Origin of the sequence: Streptomyces sp. NPDC048182 (genome assembly GCF_043202555.1) — a bacterium.
Lineage (GTDB): Bacteria > Actinomycetota > Actinomycetes > Streptomycetales > Streptomycetaceae > Streptomyces.
In genome coordinates, this window is sequence record NZ_JBIDAQ010000033.1 from 1 (window position 1) to 13,014 (window position 13,014).

General features: G+C 75.3%; 10 protein-coding genes. 6 read left to right on the top strand and 4 right to left on the bottom strand.

What is annotated here, in order from left to right:
- Positions 1-687 precede the first annotated feature (687 nt).
- The 3 genes from rsgA to ACGFZL_RS32005 all read left to right on the top strand — a co-directional run bounded on the left by rsgA (position 688) and on the right by ACGFZL_RS32005 (position 3,871).
- The gene (rsgA, locus tag ACGFZL_RS31995) at positions 688-1,803 is read left to right on the top strand and encodes a ribosome small subunit-dependent GTPase A (RefSeq protein WP_393697096.1); all 1,116 of its coding nucleotides are present in this window, start codon (positions 688-690) and stop codon (positions 1,801-1,803) included.
- Positions 1,804-1,907: 104 nt separating this feature from the next.
- Positions 1,908-3,314: an AlkA N-terminal domain-containing protein gene (locus ACGFZL_RS32000; protein ID WP_393697107.1), complete on the top strand. Its 1,407-nt coding sequence runs from the start codon at positions 1,908-1,910 to the stop codon at positions 3,312-3,314.
- Between the two features lie 14 nt (positions 3,315-3,328).
- Positions 3,329-3,871: a methylated-DNA--[protein]-cysteine S-methyltransferase gene (locus ACGFZL_RS32005; protein WP_393697109.1), complete on the top strand. Its 543-nt coding sequence runs from the start codon at positions 3,329-3,331 to the stop codon at positions 3,869-3,871.
- Here the strand turns inward: ACGFZL_RS32005 and ACGFZL_RS32010 are convergent.
- Together ACGFZL_RS32010 and ACGFZL_RS32015 are read right to left on the bottom strand one after the other, a co-directional pair.
- A complete protein-coding gene (locus tag ACGFZL_RS32010) occupies positions 3,868-4,350 on the bottom strand; it encodes a DUF456 domain-containing protein (RefSeq protein ID WP_393697098.1) in 483 nt (160 codons plus the stop codon). The two genes, ACGFZL_RS32005 and ACGFZL_RS32010, sit on opposite strands and share 4 nt — an antisense overlap.
- Positions 4,351-4,393: 43 nt before the next feature.
- Positions 4,394-5,377, bottom strand: a complete 984-nt coding sequence (locus tag ACGFZL_RS32015) for a helix-turn-helix domain-containing protein (RefSeq protein WP_393697100.1) — start codon at positions 5,375-5,377, stop codon at positions 4,394-4,396.
- A gap of 676 nt (positions 5,378-6,053) precedes the next feature.
- Here ACGFZL_RS32015 and ACGFZL_RS32070 point away from each other — a divergent pair.
- Positions 6,054-7,781 carry a protein phosphatase 2C domain-containing protein gene (locus ACGFZL_RS32070; protein WP_407078464.1) on the top strand — a complete coding sequence of 576 codons (1,728 nt, stop codon included), beginning with the start codon at positions 6,054-6,056 and terminating at the stop codon, positions 7,779-7,781.
- Between the two features lie 65 nt (positions 7,782-7,846).
- On the top strand, positions 7,847-9,589 hold the full coding sequence (locus tag ACGFZL_RS32025) for a pyruvate dehydrogenase (protein ID WP_355171101.1): 1,743 nt from the start codon (positions 7,847-7,849) through the stop codon (positions 9,587-9,589).
- Positions 9,590-9,659: 70 nt separating this feature from the next.
- Here the strand turns inward: ACGFZL_RS32025 and ACGFZL_RS32030 are convergent, their stop codons facing one another.
- Together ACGFZL_RS32030 and ACGFZL_RS32035 are read right to left on the bottom strand one after the other, a co-directional pair.
- A complete protein-coding gene (locus tag ACGFZL_RS32030) occupies positions 9,660-10,706 on the bottom strand; it encodes a DUF2637 domain-containing protein (RefSeq protein WP_355171103.1) in 1,047 nt (348 codons plus the stop codon).
- 259 nt (positions 10,707-10,965) lie between these two features.
- Complete coding sequence (locus tag ACGFZL_RS32035) at positions 10,966-11,808, bottom strand: (2Fe-2S)-binding protein (RefSeq protein WP_393697105.1); 843 nt, start codon at positions 11,806-11,808, stop codon at positions 10,966-10,968.
- Positions 11,809-11,882: 74 nt separating this feature from the next.
- Here ACGFZL_RS32035 and ACGFZL_RS32040 point away from each other — a divergent pair, with 74 nt between their 5' ends.
- Positions 11,883-12,596 (top strand): GntR family transcriptional regulator, encoded by a 714-nt coding sequence (locus tag ACGFZL_RS32040; RefSeq protein ID WP_393697111.1) that lies wholly within the window; start codon positions 11,883-11,885, stop codon positions 12,594-12,596.
- Positions 12,597-13,014: the final 418 nt, after the last annotated feature.

Here is a 13,014-nt window from a genome sequence, read left to right on the forward strand (position 1 = left end):
CCCACGACCGGGCATCAGACAGTTCCCCACCCATGACCAGACCAACGAACCACCTGCCCAACCGTCACGACAAAGACCGTTGCAGTACTAGGTCCACTCCGAGGACCCGGTGGTGGGCTCAGGCTGCCGGGCCCGCGAGCGGGGAGGGGAACGCCTGGTGCTGGCCGTCCGGCCCGTGGGTGCCCTGCCCCTCGTCGTATACCCGGCGCTCGCCGTCGCGTGCTGCGAGCGCCGGGTTTCCCATCGTCACACCGCTGACGGGTTGCGGGGCCCGCCAACCAGCGGACCATGCACCGAGTTGACGGCGCTTCCCCCCAGCAGGCAGCAGGACGGTTGGCCGGGACGAATGCAAGGGTCAGTGCTCGGTGAGGTCCCGGCCGTTCCCGCCCGCGTCGATCATCGCCTCCGAGTGCAGTCTCCATCCTGCTGCTGACGGCAAAGCCTTTGGATCACTGCTCGCAGCGGAAATGGGGTGGCGGCCACGGCGGGGGTGGGTATCGTCTTACGTGTTCGCGGTGGCTGTGCGCCACTTCGCCCGCTCACGAGTTGTGTTGGAGGTGTCGACCGATGGCTGTCGTTGCGATGGGCGTTGCCCGCATCCGGAAGTTCATCATCACGTCCATCTCCGTGGCCGCCGGCTGACGACCTCTTCCCACCGCCGGGGCCACCCTTGTGAAGGGTCACCCCTTGTCTTCCTCTTCTCTCCAGGGCTCCACGTCGTCGTACCCGCTCGCCGCCTACGGCTGGGACGGCGGCTGGGAGTCGGAGTTCGCCCCCTACGCCGGGCAGGGTCTGCTGCCCGGTCGTGTCGTCCGGGTCGACCGCGGGCAGTGCGACGTGGTCACCGCGGACGGGCCGATGCGTGCCGACACCGCCTTCGTCACCCCCAACGACCCCATGCGGGTCGTCTGCACCGGTGACTGGGTCGCCGTCGAGCCCGCCGGCACCCCGCGCTACGTGCGGACGTACCTGCCACGCCGTACCGCCTTCGTGCGCTCCACCTCCTCCAAGCGGTCCGAGGGACAGATCCTCGCCGCCAACGTCGATCACGCGATCGTCGCCGTCTCGCTCGCCGCCGAACTCGACCTCGGACGGATCGAGCGGTTCCTCGCACTCTCCTGGGAGTCCGGGGCGCAGCCGGTGGTCGTGCTGACCAAGGCCGACCTCGTGCCCGACCCGGTCACGCTGGCGTATCTCGTGCAGGACGTCGAGACCAGCGCGCCCGGCGTCGCGGTGCTGCCCGTCAGCGCCGCGCTCGGCGAGGGGCTCGACGTGCTCTCCGCCGTCGTCGCCGGCGGCACCGCCGTGCTGCTCGGGCAGTCCGGGGCCGGCAAGTCCACGCTTGCCAACGCCCTGCTCGGCGCGGACGCCATGGAGGTGCAGGCCGTGCGGGACGTCGACGGCAAGGGGCGGCACACCACCACGACCCGCAACCTGCTCGTCATGCCCGGCGGGGGCGTGCTGATCGACACCCCCGGACTGCGCGGGGTGGGCCTGTTCGACGCCCAGAGCGGGGTCGGGCAGGTCTTCGCCGAGATCGAGGAGCTGGCCCGGGACTGCCGCTTCCACGACTGCGCCCACGGCAGCGAGCCCGGCTGCGCGGTGCTCGCCGCCCTCGACAGCGGTGAGCTGTCCCACCGCCGCCTGGAGAGCTACCGCAAGCTGGTCCGCGAGAACCAGTACATCGTCGCCAAGACCGACGCCCGGCTCCGGTCCGAACTGCGCCGCGAGTGGAAGCGGCGCGGGGCGGAGGGGCGGGCGGCCATGGAGGCCAAGCGGGGCGGCGGTGGCCGGCTGCGGTGAGCCGGTCCCGGGGGCCGGGTGGGATGTGGTCCCGCCGGCCCCCGGACGCCGTGTCCGAATCCCGCCAGCCGTGCGTGTGCCCGCGGCGCACACTGGAAGGCGTGATGGACGTGACGCAGGACGAAGACAGCAGGTACGAGGCCGTACGGAGCCGCGACGGGCGGTTCGACGGCGTGTTCTTCTTCGCCGTCGAGACCACCGGCATCTACTGCCGGCCCAGCTGCCCCGCGGTCACCCCCAAGCGGCGCAACGTGCGCTTCTACCCCACGGCCGCCGCCGCGCAGGGCTCCGGGTTCCGGGCCTGCCGGCGGTGCCGGCCCGACGCCGTGCCGGGCTCGGCGGAGTGGAACGTGCGGGCCGACGCCGTCGGCCGGGCCGTGCGGCTCATCGGCGACGGCGTCGTGGACCGCGAGGGCGTCGCCGGGCTCGCCGCCCGGCTCGGCTACAGCGCCCGGCAGGTGCAGCGCCAGCTCACCGCCGAACTGGGCGCCGGGCCGGTCGCCCTGGCCCGCGCCCAGCGCGCGCACACCGCCCGGGTGCTGCTCCAGACCACCGGCCTGCCGGTGACCGAGATCGCCTTCGCCGCCGGGTTCGCCAGCGTGCGGCAGTTCAACGACACCGTCCGGGCCGTGTACGCGGCCACCCCGAGCGACCTGCGCGCCGCCGCCCCGGCCCGCGACCGCGAGGGCGCCCGGGCGGCCACGCCGTCCGCCGGCATCCCGCTGCGGCTCGCCCACCGGGGGCCGTACCGGGCCGGGCCCGTCTTCGACCTGCTGGAGGCGGAGGCCGTGGCGGGGGTGGAGGAGGTCAGCGGGGTCCCCGGGCGGCGCCTTTACCGGCGTACGCTGCGGCTGCCGTACGGCACCGGCATCGTCGCCGTCGAGGAGCGGCCCGGCACCACGCGCAGCGGCGGCGGCTGGCTGGACGCCCGGCTCCACCTCACCGACCTGCGCGACCTGACCACCTCCGTGCAGCGGCTGCGGCGCCTCTTCGACCTGGACGCCGACCCGTACGCCGTCGACGAACGCCTCGGCGCCGACCCCCGGCTCGCCCCCCTGGTCGCCGCCCGCCCCGGGCTGCGCTCGCCGGGCGCCGCCGACCCGGACGAGCTGGCGGTACGGGCGGTGGCCGGACGCGCGGAGGCCGAGCGGCTCGTGCGGGCGTACGGCACGGCGCTCGACACGCCCTGCGGCAGCCTCACCCACCTCTTCCCCGCGCCCGCCGTCCTCGCCGAGGCCGAACCGCACGGCCCCCTCGGCGCGCTCACCGCCGCCCTCGCCGCCGGCGCCGTACGCCTCGACGCGGGCGCCGACCGCGACGAGGCCGTGCGGGCCCTGCTCGACGTGCCGGGCCTGGACGCCCGCGCCGTCGCCGCCGTGCGCACCCGCGCCCTCGGCGACCCGGACGTGGGCCCGCCCGGCGAGACCGTCCCCGACACCTGGCGCCCCTGGCGCTCGTACGCCCTGAACCACCTGCGCGCAGCAGGAGAGAGAGTGGGAGTGACCCGATGACCAGCACGAGCGACATGACCGGCACGAGCGCCGCGACCGGCACGAGCGCCGAGACCGGCACCATGACGTACTGGACCGAGTACGACAGCCCCCTCGGGCGGCTGCTCCTCACCGCCGGCGCCGACGGCGCGCTGACCTCCCTGTCCGTGCCCGGGCAGAAGGGCGGCCGTACCGTCCAGGACGGCTGGCGGCAGGACGCCGGGCCCTTCCGCGAGGCCGGCGAGCAGCTCGCCGCCTACTTCGCCGGGGAGCTGACCGCCTTCCGGCTGCCGACGCGCGCCGAGGGCACCCCCTTCCGGCAGCGGGTCTGGGACGCCCTGGACGCGGTGCCGTACGGGGCGACCACGACGTACGGCGAGATCGCCGCCCGCATCGGCGCCTCCCGGCCCGCCGTCCGCGCCGTCGGCGGCGCGATCGGGGCCAACCCGCTGCTCATCCTGCGGCCCTGCCACCGGGTGATCGGCGCGGACGGCTCGCTGACCGGCTACGCGGGCGGCCTGGAGCGCAAGACGCGGCTGCTGGCCCTGGAAGGGGTGCTGCCCGCCGGCAGGAGCTAGCCGGCGATCACCGCGCCGGCCCACGCGCCGGTGATCAGCAGGCAGGCGTACAGCTCCGCGAGGACGCTGGAGCCGCCCGTGCGCATCGCCGTGCGCAGGGCGGCCATGGCCTCGCCGTGCCGGCCCAGGCGCAGCCGCTCGGCGAGGTAGACGCCGCCCAGGAAGCCGGGGATCGCGCCGAGCACCGGGATCAGCACGAAGCCGAGCACCGTGCCGGTACCGGCGTAGAGGGCGACCCGGCGGGTGGCGACGTCCGCGCGGAAGCGGCGCGGCGGCAGCGCCCAGCGCACCGCGAGGGACAGCAGCAGCACCACCGTCGCGCCCGTCAGCACCGCCCAGGCCAGCGGTCGCGGGTCCTTCAGCGCCCACCACAGCACCCCGGCCCACACCAGCCACGATCCGGGCACGCCGGGCAGCAGCACCCCGCACAGCCCGAGCAGGATGACCAGGCCGGACAGCAGGAGGTCCCACGCTCCCATCTGTCCAGGGTGCGGGAGACCGGCCCACCCCGCAGGGCGGGGCTCAGCGGCGCCGGGCCACCCAGCCCCGCTCGTAGGCGTGCCAGCCCAGCTGGAGCCGGGTGGTCACGCCGGTCAGCTCCATCAGGCGCTTCACCCGGCGCTGCACGGTGCGCAGGCCCAGGTCGAGCTGTTTGGCCACGCTCGCGTCGGTCAGGCCGGCCAGCAGCAGGGACAGCACCTCCAGGTCGGTGCCGTCGGGGCCGTCCGGCTCCTGCTCGGCGACGCCGCCCGCGCCGAGCCGCAGCGGCAGCGCCTCCCGCCACACCGACTCGAACAGGCCCGACAGCAGCTCCAGGAGGCCGCTGGCGTGCACGACCAGCGCGGAGGGCTCCGTCGACCGGGTGGCCAGCGGCACCAGGGCCAGGGCGCGGTCGGCGACCACCAGCTTGGTCGGCACCCGGTCCACCACCCGTACCTCCTCGTCGCGGCCGAGCGCGGCGGTCAGCTCGGTGATGCCGGTCGGGCTGTCGAGCACGGCGCGCTCCACGACCACGCGGTAGCGCACGCCGCGCCCGGCGGCCTGCTCCTCGGCGTGGTTCTCCATGCCGGTGACGGCGATCGGATTGCCGGTGACCAGCGCGCACACCTCGTGGGTGGCGCCGAGCTGGAGCTGCAGGAAGCGGCGCGCGACGGCCGCGGGCCCGGTCACCACCTCGACCAGGTCGTGCACCGCCGGTTCGGCGGCTGCCGCGCGGTACTCCTCCGCGAGCAGGGCGGCGGCCAGCTCGGCCTTCTCCAGCTCGTGCCGCTGCTGGGTGAGCAGCGCGCCCAGCGCGACGGCCGGCGGGGCGGCGACCCAGCGGCCCGGGCGGGCCGAGGACTGCGCCGCGAGGCCGTTCTGCTCCAGCCGGCGCAGCGCGCGCTCGGTGTCCCGCTCGCCGAGCGCCAGCCGCCTGGCCAGGTCCGGCACGTCGGCCGCGCCCACGGACACCAGCGCCCGGTAGGCGGCCTCGTGCGTGTCCTTCAGCCCCAGCACTCCCAGCATCAACCGTCGCCCCTCCCCATCGGACCGTGGATCCCGGCGGCGCCGCGCGTGGCGGGAAACAGCCACGGCGCAAAGCCGCCTCGGCACATCATCCCCGCCGGGCGGGTCCCTCTGCCAAGGTGGCCTGACCGGGCGGTTCCCCCGTGGGGGGTGGAACCGCCCGGCCGGTCCGTCCGCGATTTTCCGATGCCCCGTTTCCCCGGGGCCGCATCCGTGGACAATGACCGATATGAGCCAGCCAGGGGGAAGGCCCACCGGTCCCGGTCCCGCGGACGACTGGTGGGGGCAGCTGTACGACTCCACCGGCGACACGGGCCCCGCACCCGCACCCGATTCCCTCGACGACCGCTACGCCTCGGCGGCGGGCACGGTGACGGACGTCCCGGCGCCGGATCGTCAGGAACCTGGGGCCCGAGCGCCCGACGCTCCGCCCCGGACCGATGGCCTCCCGGCGCCCCGCGCGCCCCGGGAGCCGCCCGGCCCCGCCGCCACGGGCCCGGTGACCTTCTCGGACCGGCCACCGGTACCACCCGCCGACGACGGCTCGCCGCCACCGGCCGCCACCCGCCCCGCCCCGGCACCACCCTGGGGCGCGGCCCCGCGGACCGGCGCGCCGAGCCCGGGAGGGACGGGCGCGACGGACCCTGGGGCGCGGCCCGTCCGGCCGGACGACCGGATGTCGTGGTGGGAACGGCCGGTGCGCTCCGGGCCCGTGGCCCCCGAATCCGGCGGGCGGCCTCCCGAGGCCACCGCGTCCGGTGGCGAACAGACGCGCCCCACACCGCCCACCGCACCGGCCGACCGGCACACGGGGCCGGCCGCCCCTTCCTCTCCGGCTCCTCCCTCTCCGGCCCCTTCTTCTCCCACCCCTTCGCCCGAGCCGCCGTCGCCCGCCGCCCGCACCGAGCCGGACGCGCCCACGTCGTCCGCCGCCCGGCCGGGGGCGGCGGGGCCGTGGTCGTCCGCCGCTCCGTCGGGGCGGACCGGATCCCCGTCACCCGCCGCCCCGTCGGGGCGGACCGGATCCCCGTCACCCGCCGCCCCGTCAGGGCAGGCCGAACCCCCGTCACCCGCCGCCCCGTCAGGGCAGGCCGAACCCCCGTCACCCGCCGCCCCGTCAGGGCAGACCGCGCCCCGGTCGCCCGCCACCCGGTCGGGGTCGGCGGGGCCTTCGTCGCCCGACCTCACCTCAGGCCCCGCCGCGCCCCCGTCGCCCACCGTCCCGTCGGCTCCGGCCACGCCAGCCGCGCCCCCGCCACCCCCCGCCCCCCAGGCGGCACCACCACCCCCGCCCTCCGAACCGCCCCTTCCCGACCCCCGCCTTCCCCGCGGCCGCACGGAGGCCGGTACCGGGGACGGGCGGCTGGTGGAGCCCTTCGCCGGGCCGCCGCCCCTGCCGCTGCCGGCGCCCTTCGTGGCCTCGCAGGCGCAGCCGGCCGCGCCCGGGCACGTCGGGGACGGGCCGCCGACCTACGACGCCGAGCCCACCGCGCTGCCGGCCGCCGACCCCGACGGCCTCGACGGGGTGGTCGCGGACACCGTCCTGGACGGCGCCCGGTACGGGTCGGCCACGCTGCGGGCGGTCTCGCAGCGCGGCGACTCCGCGCGCTACCGGGGCGACCCGCGCCGCGACGCCCTGCTCACCGCCCGCTTCGGCGCGGGCCCCGACGCCCTGGTCCTGGTGGCGATGGCGACCGGTGCCCGGGCCGGCACCGCCGGGCACCGCGCCGCCGCCGAGCTGTGCCGGCACATCGGCCGGGCCGTGGGCCGCAGCCACGCCCGGCTCGCCGAGGACCTGCGGGCCGCCCGGCGCGGCGACCTCAAGTCGGGGCTGCACCGGCTCACCGACCGCAGCCTCGGCCGGCTCCGCGCCACCGCCGCCGAAGAGGGCCTCGCCCCGGACGAGTACGCCGCCGGGCTGCGCTGCCTGCTGCTGCCCGCCGACCCCGACTGCCGCACCCGGGTCTTCTTCGGCGTCGGCCCCGGCGGCCTGCTCCGGCTGCGCGACGGCGCCTGGCAGGACCTGGAGCCCCCGCTCGGGGCGGTGGCCGGCGCCCCGGTGCTGGGCTTCGGGTCGGCGCCGAACGACGTGCCGAGCGAGACGCCCGACGGCGACCGGCTCACCCTCGACCTGACCGTCACCGCGCCGCCCGGCCCGGACGCGGAGCCACCCCGCGAGCCCTTCCGGTTCCGGGCCTCCGTAGCCCGCCCGGGTGATGTGCTGCTGCTGTGCACCGCGGGCCTCGCCGAGCCGCTGCACGGGGAGCCCCGGTTCGGCGAACTCCTCGCCCGCCGGTGGTCGGACCCGGTCCCGCCCGGCCTCGCCGAGTTCCTCGCCGACAGCCGGGTCCGGGTCAAGGGCTACGCCGACGACCGCACCGCCGCCGCCGTGTGGGAGGCGTGACGCGGCTCGCTGTGCCTCCATGGAGGCGGGGGATCGTCAGCGAGCGAGAGGGCACACGTACCGCCATGGCCAAACAGAACGTCGCGGAACAGTTCGTCGACATCCTCGCCCGCGCCGGCGTCAAGCGGCTCTACGGCGTCGTCGGCGACAGCCTCAACCCGGTCGTGGACGCCGTGCGCCGCAACTCCGCCATCGACTGGGTGCACGTGCGGCACGAGGAGACCGCCGCCTTCGCCGCCAGTGCCGAGGCCCAGATCACCGGCACGCTGGCCGCCTGCGCCGGCTCCTGCGGCCCCGGCAACCTCCACCTCATCAACGGCCTCTACGACGCCCACCGCTCCGCCGCCCCGGTGCTCGGCCTCGCCTCGCAGATCCCCTCCGGCGAGATCGGGCTCAGCTTCTTCCAGGAGACCCACCCCGACCGCCTCTTCCAGGAGTGCAGCCACTACTGCGAGCTGATCTCCAGCCCCCAGCAGATGCCGCGCGTCGTGCAGACCGCCATCCAGCACGCCGTCGGCCGAGGCGGCGTCGGCGTCGTCGCGCTGCCCGGCGACGTCGCCGCCGAGCAGGCCCCGGAGAAGGCCGCCGAGACCGCCCTGGTCACCTCCCGGCCGACGGTCCGCCCCGGCGACGACGAGCTCGACCGCCTGGCGCGGATGATCGACGCCGCCGGCAAGGTCACCCTGTTCTGCGGCGCCGGCACCGCGGGCGCGCACGCCGAGGTCATGGAGCTGGCCGGGAAGATCAAGTCCCCGGTGGGGCACGCCCTGCGCGGCAAGGAGTGGATCCAGTACGACAACCCGTACGACGTCGGCATGAGCGGGCTGCTCGGCTACGGCGCCGCCTACGAGGCCACCCACGAGTGCGACCTGCTGATCCTCCTCGGCACCGACTTCCCCTACAACGCCTTCCTCCCGGACGACGTGCGGATCGCGCAGATCGACGTCCGCCCCGAGCACCTCGGCCGGCGCACCAAGCTGGACCTCGCGGTGTGGGGCGACGCGAAGGAGACGCTGCGCTGCCTGATCCCGCGGGTGAAGGAGAAGAAGAACCGGCGCTTCCTCGACAAGATGCTCAAGAAGCACGCCGACGCCCTGGAGGGGGTCGTCAAGGCGTACACCCGCAAGGTCGACAAGCACGTCCCGATCCACCCCGAGTACGTGGCCGCCGTGCTCGACGAAGTGGCGGACGACGACGCCGTGTTCACCGTCGACACCGGCATGTGCAACGTCTGGGCGGCCCGCTACATCTCGCCCAACGGCCGCCGCCGGGTGATCGGTTCGTTCTCCCACGGCTCGATGGCGAACGCGCTGCCGATGGCGATCGGCGCCCAGTTCACCGAGCGGAGCCGGCAGGTCGTCTCGATGTCCGGCGACGGCGGATTCACCATGCTGATGGGCGACTTCCTCACCCTCGTCCAGTACGACCTGCCGGTGAAGGTCGTGCTGTTCAACAACTCCTCCCTCGGCATGGTCGAGTTGGAGATGATGGTCGGCGGACTGCCCGCCTACGGTGTGGCCAACACCAACCCCGACTTCGCCGCCGTCGCCGAGGCGTGCGGGGCCTTCGGGGTGCGGGTGGAGAAGCCGAAGGACCTGGCCGGGGCGCTCAAGGCGGCCTTCAAGCACAAGGGTCCGGCACTGGTGGACGTGGTCACCGACCCCAACGCCCTGTCCATCCCGCCGAAGATCAAGGCCGACATGGTCACCGGCTTCGCCCTGTCCGCCTCGAAGGTGGTCCTGGACGGCGGGGTGGGCCGGATGCTCCAGATGGCCCGCTCCAACCTGCGCAACGTCCCTCGCCCGTAGGGCACATGGGAAGGGGCGCGACCCCGGTGCGGGTCGCGCCCCTTCACGTCCTGCGGAACGGCCGCTCCGCTCAGCCGAACTGCTGCTCCAGGTCCTTGAGCTTGCGCTCCAGGGAGTCCAGGCGCGGCAGCGCCTGCGTGTCGTCCTCCGCGGTGAGGTCGACGGCGACCGGGTCAGCCGCGCCGCCCAGCAGGGAGGGGCGCCGGCGTACGGGCAGCGGTTCCGGGGTGGACGCTATGACGGGCTCCGCTGCGGTGGCGGGCTCGGACTCCCGCTCCAGACGCACCTCCACCTCGGGCCGACGGCCGCGGCCGGGCAACCCGCGCTGCCCGTGGCCCCGGCTGATGGCCTTCAACTGGGCCCGCTCCAGGCGCTCGTGCTCGCGCCTGCGCTGACGGTCCTCCTCCTTCTGCCGCCGGTCGTCGCGCACCTCGTCGACCGCCTCGTCAAGGCTGCGCACGCCCTCCAGGAGCATCAGCGACCAGGCGCGGTAGGTCTCCCGGGGCGCGCGCATCCAGCGGACCATGCGGATCTGCGGCAACGGCCGCGGCACCAGGCCCTGTTCGCGCAGGGCGGCCCGGCGGGTCTGCTTCAGCGCGCGGTCGAACAGCACCGCCGCCGACAGGGACATCCCCGCGAAGAAGTGCGGGGCGCCCGCGTGGCCCAGGCCCCGCGGCGCGTGCACCCAGTTGAACCAGGCCGCCGCGCAGGCGAAGGCCCACACGAGTATCCGGGAACCGAGCGCCGCGTCACCGTGGCTGGCCTCGCGCACCGCGAGCACGGAGCAGAACATCGCGGCCCCGTCCAGGCCGAACGGCACCAGGTACTGCCAGCCGTCGCTCAGGCCGAGGTTCTGCTCGCCGAAGCCGACCAGGCCGTGGAAGGAGAGCGCCGCCGCGACCGCGGCGCAGCAGAACAGCAGGACGTAGGAGACGGTGCCGTAGAGGGCTTCCTTGCGCCTGCGGCGCTCCTCCGAGCGCTCCCACGAGTCGTCCGCGCCCGCGTCCTTGCCCGAGGATCGCTTGCCGCGCGCGAGCACCGCCACCGCCGCCAGCATGCCCAGGAGCAGCACGGCGCCCGGAAGCAGCCAGTTCAGCGATATGTCGGTCAATCTCATCAGGGGTCCCTTGCATTGGGATAGGGCGTAACGCCCGCCATGGTGGCCCACACCCGGCGGCCCTCAGGGGGTTTCGGGGCAAGTTGCCGCCAAGGGGGTGCGAGGGGGTGCCCTGAGCGGCTTTCTGCTCGAACTGCCGCTTGAGGGACGGGAGTTGAGTTCGAACAAGACTACCCGTACGGGTGGTTCCGCGGAAAGTTCCCGTGACGGGTGGGGGAGTTGTGCTCAGGCGCCGTGATCCGGGCGGGGCCGGGCGTGATCATCGTACTGGGAGGGCGGCCCGGTTCGTGTCGCAGGTGCGCGGACAGGTGGCGCAGGTGTCCTCGGGGCGCACGGTGTAGAACATGCAGCAGCTCGCCCGGTCGCGGGTGTGCACCGGCTCGCCGTCGGGGCCGGTCAGCTCGCGGAAGGCGGCGGCGCCGACGTACGGCTTCGTCGCCCCGGGCAGCAGCAGCTCCAGCTCGTGCCGGGCGCGCTCCCGCTCCGGCTCGCCGAGCAGGTGGGCGACGTACCAGAGCCCCTCCACGACCTCGTCGGTCGCCATGCCCCACAGGGCCCGGCCGCGGCGGCGCATGCGGGGGCCGAAACCGGCCAGCACCGGCTCCAGGTGCTCGGCGACCGCGGCCCGCACTTCGGCGCGCAGCGCGTCCTCGTCCGGGACCACGCGGGCGCCGGGCAGCGCGGCGGCCGGGTCGCCGGGCAGGCAGGCGAAGCCGGCGGGGCGGACGACCAGCCGGCCCAGGGGGAGGCCGGGCGCGGTGCGGTCGTAGGCGACGTGCGGGGTGGGGTAGCGGGGGACCCGGCGGTGCAGGAACCAGGGCACGGTGATCAGGAGGCAGGCCGGCCAGGCGTAGCGGTGCAGGCCGAAGCTGGCGATGACGTCCGGGCGGGCCCGCTGCCCGTAGTCGCGCAGCACCTGGGCCTCGTCCCAGGCGAGGAACGCCTCCAGGGCCGGGCCGCCGGCCGCCAGCTCCGCGGCGCCGGTCCAGCCGTCCCCGGCCGGCAGCGCGTCGCCCGGGCGGACCTCGGTGACGGCGAGTCCGGGCAGGACCTCGGTGAGGCGCGCGTAGCCGTCGGCGACGGGGCTGTCCGCGACGAGCATGGGGGCACCGGTTTCGGATCGGAGGCGAGGTAAGCCTTACCTTAACCATTCTTGTTGGGATGTGAACAGTCGCCCTGTGCGTTTATGGTGCTGGGCGGACATCGTTGGATTTGACCGCACCGCCAGTACCGCCCGTACCGCCCGTACCGCCAGGAGGACCCGTGAAGCCGAGCGCGCGCGTCCCGGTGCAGCGCTCCAGCGTGCGCGGGCAGGTGCTCGACGCGTTGCGCTCCGCGCTGGTGGGCGGGGAGCTGCGACCGGGGCAGGTGTACTCGGCGCCGGTGCTGGGGGAGCGGCTCGGGGTGTCGGCGACGCCGGTGCGGGAGGCCATGCAGCAGCTGGCCCTGGAGGGCGCGGTCGAGGTCGTCCCCAACCGCGGGTTCCGGGTCCTCGCGCGGGACACCCGGGAGCTGGCCGAGTTGGCGGAGGTGCGGGCGCTGGTCGAGGTGCCGGTGATTCTGCGACTGGCGCGGACGGTGCCGGCGGAGCGGTGGGCGCGGTTGCGGCCGTTGGCCGAGGCGACGGTGCGGTGTGCGTCCGACGGGTGCGTGGCCCGGTACGCGGAGGCGGACCGGGCGTTTCATCTGGCGGTGCTGGGGTTGGCGGGCAACGGGGAGTTGGTGCGGGTCGCCGGTGATCTGCATCGCCGTGCGCACGTGCCGGTGGGGGGCTCGGCCGACCTGGTCGCCGACGCGCACGAGCACGCTGCGCTGCTGGACGCGTTGATCGCCGGCGACGTGGAGGAGGTCGGGGCGCTGCTGAGGCAGCACTTCGGGGACGCGCCGTAGGGGGCTGGGGGTGCGTTGCCGGGTGCGGGTGCGGTGTGGCTTGTCGCGCAGTTCCCCGCGCCCCTGGGGCATGCGCAGGGGCGGCGCCGGAACGCACCCGTCTTTCGGGGGTGCGCCGTAGGGGGTGGGTTTCGTTGCCGGGTGCGGGTGCGTCGTGGCTTGTCGCGCAGTTCCCCGCGCCCCTTGAGGGCGTGGGTGAGCCCTTGGTCTCAAGTGACCGGTGCCTTCCGACGCCGCCTGGGCGTATCCCCCCAGGGGCGCGGGGAACTGCGCGAGGAGCCCCCACCCGGCCGCGGTCGGAGGTGAAGCGTGGCCAGCCGAGGGCTAGTACTGCAACGGTCTTTGTCGTGACGGTTGGGCAGGTGGTTCGTTGGTCTGGTCATGGGTGGGGAACTGTCTGATGCCCGGTCGTGGGCGG

Bases quoted from the DNA above. Each gene is read 5' to 3' on its own strand.
- ACGFZL_RS32000 (WP_393697107.1), top strand. From the start codon at position 1,908: ATGGACGTGACGCAGGACGAAGACAGCAGGTACGAGGCCGTACGGAGC.
- ACGFZL_RS32005 (WP_393697109.1), top strand. From the start codon at position 3,329: ATGACCGGCACGAGCGCCGCGACCGGCACGAGCGCCGAGACCGGCACC.
- ACGFZL_RS32010 (WP_393697098.1), bottom strand. From the start codon at position 4,350: ATGGGAGCGTGGGACCTCCTGCTGTCCGGCCTGGTCATCCTGCTCGGG.
- ACGFZL_RS32015 (WP_393697100.1), bottom strand. From the start codon at position 5,377: ATGCTGGGAGTGCTGGGGCTGAAGGACACGCACGAGGCCGCCTACCGG.
- ACGFZL_RS32070 (WP_407078464.1), top strand. From the start codon at position 6,054: ATGTCGTGGTGGGAACGGCCGGTGCGCTCCGGGCCCGTGGCCCCCGAA.
- ACGFZL_RS32025 (WP_355171101.1), top strand. From the start codon at position 7,847: ATGGCCAAACAGAACGTCGCGGAACAGTTCGTCGACATCCTCGCCCGC.
- ACGFZL_RS32030 (WP_355171103.1), bottom strand. From the start codon at position 10,706: ATGAGATTGACCGACATATCGCTGAACTGGCTGCTTCCGGGCGCCGTG.
- ACGFZL_RS32035 (WP_393697105.1), bottom strand. From the start codon at position 11,808: ATGCTCGTCGCGGACAGCCCCGTCGCCGACGGCTACGCGCGCCTCACC.